We start from the raw sequence: 9,108 nt of genomic DNA, 5'->3' as shown, positions 1-9,108 counted from the left end.
GAGGCCGGGAACGGCTGCGAGGCGCTCGACCAGGTCCGGCACGGCGTGCCACGCCTCGTGCTGCTCGATCTGACCATGCCGGTCATGGACGGGTTCTCGTTTCTCGACCGGCTCCGGGACCTGCCCGGCTGCGCCGAGGTCCCAGTGGTGGTACTGAGTGCCCGGGACATCACGGCGGTGGAACGCGAGCGCCTGTCCGAGGCCGACCAAATCTTGCGCAAGGGCGACACCAGCTTGCAAGACATCGCCACCGAGCTGCGCAAGCTCGACAACCGTCAGACGGACGCCGGGGATGCGACCCCGACAGGGGCCGTGGCGGGAATCCCATAGGCTCCAACCCTTAGTAGGGCATGTGATCCGACCCGCACGACGGCGGAGGGGCCGATCCCTCGGCCGGTGAAGCGTCGGACGGTCACGACGACAGGTTTGCCCGGAGGGGGATAGATGGAACACGGTTTGGCGACGGCCGTCCTCTGCATCGTGGGCGGTGGTATCGCCGCCCAGGTGCTCGCAGCGCGCCTGCGCATCCCCGCCATCGTGCTGCTGCTCGCGCTCGGGTTCCTTGTCGGACCCGTGCTCGGCTTGCTGCACCCGTCCCGCGACTTCGGGGAGAACCTGCGCCCCTTGATCGGCTTGGCGGTAGCCATCGTGGTGTTCGAGGGTGGCCTCGCGCTTGATTTCCGCGAACTCAGGGCTTCCGGCGAAGGTGTTCTCAGGCTCACCGCCTTCGCGCTGCCTATCAACTTCGTCCTCGGCACCCTCGCGGCGCACCTCATCGGCGGGATGATGTGGGGCCCCGCGTCGGTGTTCGGCGCCATCCTCGTCGTGACCGGACCAACCGTGATCCTGCCGCTGCTGCGCCACGCCCGCCTGGAGCGCCGGTCCGCCGCTTTCCTGAAATGGGAGGCCATCGTCAACGACCCGGTCGGGGCGATCCTCACGGCGGTCGTCATCGAGATCCTGGTGGGCATGCCGCACGGTGCCGACGAGACGCCGGTGGCTGCCCTGGCGCTCCACCTCGCCGAGGGCGTGCTGGTGGCGGGCGGCCTCGGCGTTGGCTTCGCTCTATGGGTGGCCTGGGCGTTCCGGCGGGACCTCGTCCCGGAGACGCTCAAGACGCCGGTGCTGCTCGCGCTCGCACTCGTTGCCTACGTCGTCCCGAACCTGCTCATGCACGAGGCCGGGCTGATCGGCGCGACCGTGTTCGGCATCGCCCTAGCGAACCGCCACGTGCCAGGCTTGGGCGAGTTGCGTCGGTTCAAGGAGGCGCTTGTCGTGCTTCTGGTGTCGTGCCTGTTCGTCGTACTGACGGCCGACCTCGACCTCGGCGTCCTCGGCAAGTTGTCCCTGCCCATCCTCGCTCTCACGGCCGCCGTCCTGTTCGCGGTCCGCCCGGCCGCCATCTGGCTCGCGACGCTAGGCAGCGATCTGTCGCGGCGGGAGCGCCTGTTCGTGAGTTGGATCGGCCCCCGCGGCATTGTCGCGGCCGCCGTCGCCGGTTTGGCCGGGCCCCGTCTGAGCGAGGCAGGCTACGCCGGCGGCGATCTGATCCAGCCCACCGTATTCGCGGTCATCGTGGCCACAGTCATCCTCCACGGCTTCTCGCTGGGACCGCTGGCCCGGCGACTGAATTTGTCTACCGCGGCCCAGACCCAACGGCTCGCCGTCGTTGGAGCGTCCCCCTGGGCGAGCGACATGGTCGTCGCCCTGCATCGCGCGGGCGTGCCGGTCGTGCTGATCGACACCTATCCCGGCGCGCTCCAGACTGCCCGTGACGCGGGTGTGCCAACGCTGCAGGCCGAGCTGTTGTCGCGGCATGCTGAGGAAGGTCTCGCCGACCACCACCCTGACCATATGCTTGCTGCGACCCAAGACGAACTTTACAACGCGCTGGTGTGCACCAGGCTTGCCCCCGAGATCGGTCGCGAGCGCGTCTACCAACTTGCGCCGTCGTCGGACCACCTCCTGCATGCGGACACGGGCGTCAGCCGGGATACCCGCGGCAAGGTACTCGGTGATGGCAAGATCGATTTCGCTTCCCTAGCCGGGCGACACGAGGCCGGCTGGCGTTTCGAAGTCGTCCCCGCGAACGCGGGTGCGCAGACCAACGCGGTCGCCTTGCTAATTATCAAGCAGGACGGGGTGGTCGAACTCCTCTCGGTCGACAACGAGCGTGCCGCCCCGAACGAGGGAGACCGCATGCTTGCCTTCGCCGCACCGAATATTCCTAGCCTCGATATGGCGGAAGAGCCATCTCCAGCGCACGCCTGACGAGCGGTTTGCGTACAGCGTTCAGGCTCACAGGGTTCGCTCTGGGGTCGCTTGGGCATTTCCGATGGCCCGCATGAAGTTGAACCTCGCTCAGTAGGTCAGCGTCGCCCGCAGGCCGACGACCGTGGCGTTCTTGATCCGCCGCCCAAGTTCGTCGCGTGGGTCCGGGATGTTGCCCCCCGGATGAAAGCCGTACTGCTGGTTCGGCTGAACCGTCACGCGGGGGTCGAGGACGGCCTGGTACGTCGCCTCGAACAAGAGCTCGAACCGTCTGCATCGGGATCGCCATCAACCGTGTGATTGTCCGGCGGCTCGGGCGGGTGATGACCTTCGTCGAGCAGGTCGGTTAGGGCGACCTGTCCGGGACGCTCGGGGACGGCGGCCACAATGAGATCGGTCGCCTGGGGTGTCGGGCAAGGTCGCCAGCATCATTCCTGTTTAGGATAATTGGGCACGCCTGGGTTGTTGTGGCGGCCAAGCACAATGTGAGATGGCGGCTTATCGAAGAAACTTCATGGGGCGAGCGGAAAGCGCGCAACCTGACCTATATTTTTACTTTTCATTAACTTTGATATTTGATTCTGAGAATGCTAAATAAGCACGTCGACTTGTTCGCAGAAAATTGTAGAAATTGACATCTCGCTTGTAGTTTATGAGCTTTATAGGAATTCAAGGGATGCCAATTGATGCCACGCCCGATCCTGATGAAGTTCCCGTTCGGCATATTACAGGCGCTGTCAGTATCGTCCTGAACGGGCAGACGGTCGCGCTCAACTTGTTTACGGACCGGATGGCCGTTCTCATGGATGGCAGCGTGCAGCCTGATCCCATTGTAGCTGCACGTCTACGTCTCGATCTCGCGATGGCCCGGGAGATCCGGGATCAACTTGATGCTCATCTCAGCGGCTTGACGACAAGCCCAAGAGGTAGTTTGCAGCTGAACTGATGACTTTCGCTGAAGGGCTGCTCAGCTTCAAAAAATTCAATGTTGTCGAAATGAACTGAACCCCGATCGCCTCGTTCTCTCGGCGGATAAGCCTGCAGGCGTGTTGAACGCCATCTGCTTCAATCAGTAGAGTGAACGCCTCCGGCACCCCAATTGATGACGACAGGGTGAGCTTCGCCCCGACGTCCGAGACGTTTCGGACTATGCAGTCCATCACTGACGACCCGTTGGGAAAGATGATCTCGGCGGCCTTCAGAACTCGCTTGCGCGGCGCACTGCGGCGCTCGATCTCTGGATGTCCCATCACAGCACCACGCGTTCATTGAAAGTCGTTGGGCTGTACGGAAGCTTGAAACGAACAGCGATCCCGTCCGCGGTGTGTCGGACGACAGTGGCGAACCGCTTCCCGACGGTAACAGCTGAACCAGGATCAGGTCGTTCGCTCGTCGTAAGGGCCACACCTGACATCGAAAGATCAACGATCTCTGCGCCGATAGTCTGACCGTTCGATAGCGTGACGCTTACAGCGCGCTGGGTGGGTACGATCCGGGGATCATTCCGCTGATCGGCCGTGTCGTTGGCGTGAGCACGAAGCCAAGCGAGGCGATCGTCGATCCTCGCTTTGCGCTCTGCATTGGCTTCAACGAGCAGAGTGAAACCAGCGGAGCTTACTTCGCTTATCCGCCCAGGTACCACGCCGATTGCATCAAGATAGCACGTCGTCTTCATGCCGGGGCGGACAGCTGGTAGACCGCCTCGCCTTCTTACTTCAATGCATGCACTTGTTAGTATGACGGCGACGCATGTCGCTTCGCTGCCAGTCTCCAGGAGGAATCTTCCATGAGTTTCAATCATGTGCCGTCATACATTTGGCTAGATTGCTATTACCGCTCCTATATAGGAGCTTATACGTTTACAAATTATCTCAGGTTGAACGGGCGGCGAAAATTGCTCCGAAGGCAACCTGGCTGCAGCGGGCTTTACGAAAATGCGCTCCCCGCATGATCCTTGAAGGCGTTCGCCGGCCTGACGTATCCAGGCACCGGGCGCGGATTGCGGTGTCCGGATTAGCCCCTGATCTGGGTGAGATCAGCGCCCCGGCCGGCCGCACCGGAAGCGACGTTCAGCCTTCAACCCAGCATGCCGAGTGTCTGGAGCCACGCCTGACACAGGGTGGGCCAGACACTTGCGGGCGTGCCCGGATCTCGTACTTCGACAGGGGCGCGGGCGTGACGGCGGCGGTGTCAGTGGTGGTCGCGAGCAGCATCGGTACGGCTCCGGTTGGTGGAGCCCCTACGATCTGGCCGCAGCATGAAAGTCGAAATGGCTTGAACGGTCAGCGGTCGAAAATAATTTACGTCAGCCGCTGTTCGGATCGGGTTGCGCCTTGCCCTGTCAGCCCGTGTGCGCACGACGTCGGGCCGACGTCGTGTCGTGAGAGCACGAGGGGACGTGCGAGCCAACATAAGTAGGAGGCGGCCCTGCCGTGGGGGAAGGCAGGACCGCTGCAGCAGATCGGGCGACCTTCTAGGCGCGGATGCGGCGGTGTCTACAATGGATCAAACAGGTTTCTGAAGGATGAGCGACGACACGACGCCTCTGATTTTGGCGCTCGCGACTGAAAATGCCGAATTGCGTGCCGAGCTAGCCGAGGCTCGGGAACTCCTGATTGAAACCGCCGTCGATGCCGGCGAGATGCATGCCGAGGTCGAGGCCCTTCGGATGCAGATCGCAAATCTCTTGATCGGTAGAGTTGGAGCAACATCCCAAGCTTGACGGTTTGGACCGTCCGCGCTCGACCCTGCTCGGATGATCGGTCCGGCGCAGATGAACTGGAACCTGCTGCAGTGATTGTTGCAGAGGAATGCGTGTCATCATCGTCATCGCCGCCTCCGCTGGTGGCCTCGGTCCGCTTGTGCAGATCGTAGCCGCTCTTCCGCCCACCTGCCGCGCCTCCGTGTTCGTCGTCCAGCACATCGGGGCGAACCAGAGCATCCTCCCCAGCATCCTCGATTGGCACAGCAGTCTTCCAGTAGCCTTCGCCCGGCATGGCGAGGCAATCGAGCGCGGCCGGATCTACGTCGCGCCGCCCGACCACCACATGCGGCTGCGTGCCGGCGGGATCTGGCTGGATCAGGGGATCAAGGAGCATTTCACGCGACCTGCCGCCGACCCCCTGTTCATCTCAGCCGCCGAAACCTACGGCGCGCGTGTCGTTGGGATCGTGCTCAGCGGAGCAAACACCGATGGGGCCGCAGGCATTCTCGCGATCACCGCGCATGGTGGCCTGGGCCTGGTGCAGAGCCTGGACGAGGCCGAGTTTCCTGAGATGCCCCTCGCGGCGCTGAAGCTCGATCACCCTGAGGCTCCCCTTACCGCCGATCGGCTCGCGAAGTGGGTCGTCGAGCACTGTGCCTCAAACGATTGAGGGTGCCAGGGAGGTGAGCGAACGCTTCTCGTCAAACCCGAACGCTCTGAAAGAATGCCATCCGTCAGGTTTTTACCGCTATGGTCGAGCCCGGAGCCCACCCGTCCTGGATAGCCACCGAGTGCCGATCCGTACCGAGCACCGCTTCTTCTACCCGATCGACTGGCGCGAACTATTTTCCATGATCCGGTTTCGGCGCGCTGGCAGCGCCTGCGAGGGCTGCGGTCGCCCGCACGGGCGTGTCGTCTACCATCTCGGCAACGGACGTTGGTCGGACGCTCAGATCGCCGCTTGGCGCGACGGGAAGGGCAAGAGCCTCACTTAGCCGCCGACGCTCGCGGACCTAACAGGCGAGCTGCGGACCACGCGGGTGGTATTGGCTACCGCCCATCAGAAGCACGACACCGCCAACAACGCTGATGCGAACCTGTCCGCGTTCTGCCAGCACTGAGGTGCCAGATATCATCGCCCCCTACGCCTACCCGCCGCGGGGCCTCGATCTCGCTGTCGAAGTGCCCCGCGCACCAGACTGGCCGCGGGGCGAGGTTGGTTCGGGAGGAGACGCACAGCGGGTAGGCTCAGATCACAACCCGTGAGCGATCGAAACGACCTGAGCAAAGCCGCCACGACAGTCCTACGATGCCAATGCCTCAAAGGCGCGCCTTATAATTTGATGGGATTATTCACGAATGTCTCAAAAATTACATTTTATCATAAAGACTCTCTATCTAATTCGCTCTTTTGATGATCTTGAGAGCGGTAACCTATGCGACGCTATGCCGTCGTAGTTGCTGCTGGGCAACTTCGGCAACGCCCGCGCTGGCGGCATTTCCCCGATCGGCTGGCGCGGGCGTCAACTGCTGGAGAAGGCGCGATGGCTTACAGTGTCAGGGTGCAGCAGATTGGGTCGGCAGGTACGCCCAGCGGGAAAGCTTTGATCTACGAAGCTGACAGCGAAATGGAGGCTGTCACAATCGCCGCTTATGAAGTGGAAGCGCACAGGTCCAGCAAGCGTCGTATCGCAATGGTGTGGGACCCCGCTGGACACCTAATACTCGCCTACACAGGTCGTGTGAGGGGTAGGTCTGATGCAGACCGAGGCTGAGCGGCGGGCCCAAGCCGATCACGATCGCGCTGCCAAGATCATGATCGGCACCTTGTTCGCTCTACAGATCATGATGCTTGGCGTTCTGCTTTGGTTATGAGGGACGCGACGTTTCGCGCACGCTCATCTGGGGCTGAAATTGCTCCCAAGACTCGCTCGGCGACGTGTATTTCTACAACCGCCGCCGACCTTATTCTTCGTCGGCTACCGCCTCCACCGCGGCGATGGCGTTCTCAAGCTCCGCGATCCGCTTCAACGTGCTGTCGGCGGGCATCGTATCGTACTGAGCGGCTTCCATGATGAGGTCGCGCTGGCGGTACTTAAGGCGGTCCAGAAGGGCGTCGAGTTTATCCATGAAGCGGTGTAGCGGGTCATGCCTTTCACGACAACATCGAGCCGGCGACCTGCGGGCCGAGGGATGGATGCGCAAGCTGGGTAGGAGCAGTTCGAAATCGGCGGGGGTGACTCGGCCTTAGTTGGCGCGCGCCCGCGTGGCATGACCCAAGCATGTCAAATGCTACGAAACGTGACCATTTGATCTCGGTATTCCCGAGCGAGCAACAACCGGGCTCCTATCGGTGGAGCATTCCGGCTCTGTCTACCACATCGGTAACCCAGTCACCCTACGCCTTCGCGACAGCGTTAGGAGCCACGATGTCTGCCAAATGCCGGTTGCGAGTGATCGTGGAGGGGGGCAGCGAATGACCTTGTCGTGGCTGATCGTTGAGGAGCGGATGGACCAAGATCTGGCCTGAGCCAGCCCTCCCACGTGGCCCAACGACATGTTGGAGATCCGGCCGATTTCAGTTGCTGTGCGGGAGCGGGCTGACGAAGCGCGGCAATTCCTCCGGCAGGTGCTCTTATCTGGAAGACCGATCACGCCCACCATCGCCGAAATCGGTACTGACCTCGTCGTACGTGCCGTCAGCGAGAGTGGCATCTACGACTGGATCCGAGTGGTCCAACAATTCGACGATGCCACGCACCAGCACTGCCTGCTTGTGGCTTCGCTGGCTACCGCCTTCTCGGCCGCGCTCGGTCTACGCGAGGCGGACTGCCATCGCCTGACGAAGGCTGCCCTGCTGCATGATGTCGGCAAGATCCACGTTCCGACCGAGATCTTGAACAAGCCGGGCAAGCTCACCGAGGCGGAGGCGGCGGTGATGCGCACGCATCCAGCGCGCGGTCACGCCATGCTCGTGGGCCAGGGTTTGATGACACGATGCTAGCAGCTGTGCAGTCGCACCACGAGCTGCTCGATGGCACCGGCTACCCGGATCGGCTCAAGGATTGGGAGATCCCCGAACTCGTGCGGTTGGTTACCGTCTGCGACATCTACGGGGCCCTCGTCGAACGACGTCCTTACAGACCGCCGATGGCCGGTCTGCAGGCCTACGCTATCCTAATGGGTATGGACGGTCACCTCGATGTCGACCTTGTGCACGCCTTCCATCCTGTAGCTGTGGCATTCGATCCATCTGTACCGAACGTGGAGTGAGGCTGCGGGACAGGAATGAAACGGCAACAGAGTTTCGTTTTGGAAGAGCCCGGGCTGAAAACTACTGTACACTCTATCATGAGCGCGTCCTTCACACACTTGGATCGGGTGCTCTGGGAGGTCACTGAAGCGCTATACTGCGGTCGCCTGCAAGATGAACATCTCATTGCCGTTGGCAGGCTGTATGCCGGCATCGGGGCTACAAGTCTCCCGAAAAGCGGATGCGGGACGATGAGCAGAAATCATTCCATTGCGCCCGAAGGGGGCTGAGCAATCGGCTCTCGCTCGGATCGATGTCGCCGCCGTAGCGCTCCTGGCCGGGGGCCAAGCTACGAGCCTGCAGGCGGCGCGGGCTGAGGTGACCCTCGCAGACCTGCGGCTACGGCGGGATGAAATGACGGCGCTGCTCTCCGACCTGCGTAGCCGGGAAACGAGTAGGCTACCTCATATCGATGTTGCGAACGCCAATCTCATCGTCGCGATCGTTCAAGGGCTGGTACAGATCGACCTGTTCATTGCGCAGGCCCGTGGCCTCATAGAGAGAACCGAGCAACCGGGTGTTCCGCAGCCTCAGGCATTCAGACAGGCGCTGAAAGGCGCCTAGTGCCGGTAGCGTTCGGCGAGGGCCATGAGGGCTCCTGCGAGCTCGGTGAGGTTGGCCGAGGCCGCCTCGACCTCGCGGGTGCCGGCGGCGGTCTGCTGGCTCGCCTGGCGGATGTTCTGCAAGGCGCCCATCACCTGCTCGATGCCGAGCTGCTGCTGGTTGGTCGACGCCACGATCTGCTGGAAGGTCTGCACGTTCTCCTCCACCCGCCCGGTGATCTCCTCGATCGTGCGCTGGGTCGTGTCGGAGCGCGCCT

The 9,108-nt window shown here is 62.3% G+C and carries 10 protein-coding genes and 3 pseudogenes; 8 read left to right on the top strand and 5 right to left on the bottom strand.

All coding sequences use genetic code 11. From position 1 onward, the window contains the following. On the top strand, positions 1–330 hold a 330-nt coding region (locus MKK55_RS04075), incomplete at its 5' end, for a response regulator (protein WP_243933436.1). A gap of 114 nt (positions 331–444) precedes the next feature. Then, positions 445–2,271, top strand: a complete 1,827-nt coding sequence (locus MKK55_RS04070) for a cation:proton antiporter (RefSeq protein WP_243933434.1) — start codon at positions 445–447, stop codon at positions 2,269–2,271. Between the two features lie 90 nt (positions 2,272–2,361). Here the strand turns inward: MKK55_RS04070 and MKK55_RS04065 are convergent. The 3 genes and pseudogenes from MKK55_RS04065 to MKK55_RS29295 form a co-directional block, all read right to left on the bottom strand. Then, positions 2,362–2,535 (bottom strand): annotated as a pseudogene (locus tag MKK55_RS04065) (carbohydrate porin); the annotation flags it as partial. A 635-nt stretch (positions 2,536–3,170) separates the two neighbouring features. Beyond that, the gene (locus MKK55_RS04060) at positions 3,171–3,521 is read right to left on the bottom strand and encodes a PilZ domain-containing protein (protein WP_243933432.1); all 351 of its coding nucleotides are present in this window, start codon (positions 3,519–3,521) and stop codon (positions 3,171–3,173) included. Next, the gene (locus MKK55_RS29295; RefSeq protein ID WP_409566013.1) at positions 3,521–3,946 is read right to left on the bottom strand and encodes a PilZ domain-containing protein; all 426 of its coding nucleotides are present in this window, start codon (positions 3,944–3,946) and stop codon (positions 3,521–3,523) included. The genes MKK55_RS04060 and MKK55_RS29295 overlap by 1 nt, the downstream gene beginning before the upstream one ends. Positions 3,947–4,795: 849 nt before the next feature. Between MKK55_RS29295 and MKK55_RS04055 the strand changes: the two genes are divergently transcribed. The 3 genes and pseudogenes from MKK55_RS04055 (at position 4,796) to MKK55_RS29290 (ending at position 6,096) form a co-directional block, all read left to right on the top strand. Further along, positions 4,796–4,993, top strand: coding sequence for a hypothetical protein (locus MKK55_RS04055; protein WP_243933431.1), 198 nt, complete (start codon positions 4,796–4,798; stop codon positions 4,991–4,993). An 88-nt stretch (positions 4,994–5,081) separates the two neighbouring features. Beyond that, positions 5,082–5,645 (top strand): chemotaxis protein CheB, encoded by a 564-nt coding sequence (locus MKK55_RS04050; protein ID WP_243933429.1) that lies wholly within the window; start codon positions 5,082–5,084, stop codon positions 5,643–5,645. Positions 5,646–5,766: 121 nt separating this feature from the next. Further along, positions 5,767–6,096, top strand: a pseudogene (locus tag MKK55_RS29290) (hypothetical protein). Positions 6,097–6,940: 844 nt separating this feature from the next. Here MKK55_RS29290 and MKK55_RS04040 read toward each other — a convergent pair. Further along, positions 6,941–7,105 (bottom strand): hypothetical protein, encoded by a 165-nt coding sequence (locus MKK55_RS04040; RefSeq protein ID WP_243933427.1) that lies wholly within the window; start codon positions 7,103–7,105, stop codon positions 6,941–6,943. A gap of 427 nt (positions 7,106–7,532) precedes the next feature. Here MKK55_RS04040 and MKK55_RS04035 point away from each other — a divergent pair, with 427 nt between their 5' ends. From MKK55_RS04035 to MKK55_RS04025, 3 genes are all read left to right on the top strand, one after another. Continuing rightward, entirely contained in the window at positions 7,533–7,979 is a 447-nt protein-coding gene (locus tag MKK55_RS04035) for an HD-GYP domain-containing protein (RefSeq protein ID WP_243933425.1), read from the top strand. Between the two features lie 5 nt (positions 7,980–7,984). Next, the gene (locus MKK55_RS04030) at positions 7,985–8,248 is read left to right on the top strand and encodes an HD-GYP domain-containing protein (protein ID WP_243933423.1); all 264 of its coding nucleotides are present in this window, start codon (positions 7,985–7,987) and stop codon (positions 8,246–8,248) included. Between the two features lie 394 nt (positions 8,249–8,642). Next, complete coding sequence (locus MKK55_RS04025) at positions 8,643–8,852, top strand: hypothetical protein (protein ID WP_243933421.1); 210 nt, start codon at positions 8,643–8,645, stop codon at positions 8,850–8,852. Here MKK55_RS04025 and MKK55_RS04020 read toward each other — a convergent pair. Next, positions 8,849–9,108 (bottom strand): annotated as a pseudogene (locus tag MKK55_RS04020) (chemotaxis protein); the annotation flags it as partial. The gene MKK55_RS04025 and the pseudogene MKK55_RS04020 overlap by 4 nt on opposite strands.

This window comes from Methylobacterium sp. J-059 (genome assembly GCF_022829485.1).
GTDB lineage: Bacteria > Pseudomonadota > Alphaproteobacteria > Rhizobiales > Beijerinckiaceae > Methylobacterium.
This window is presented reverse-complemented; position numbering and strand designations above follow the sequence as displayed.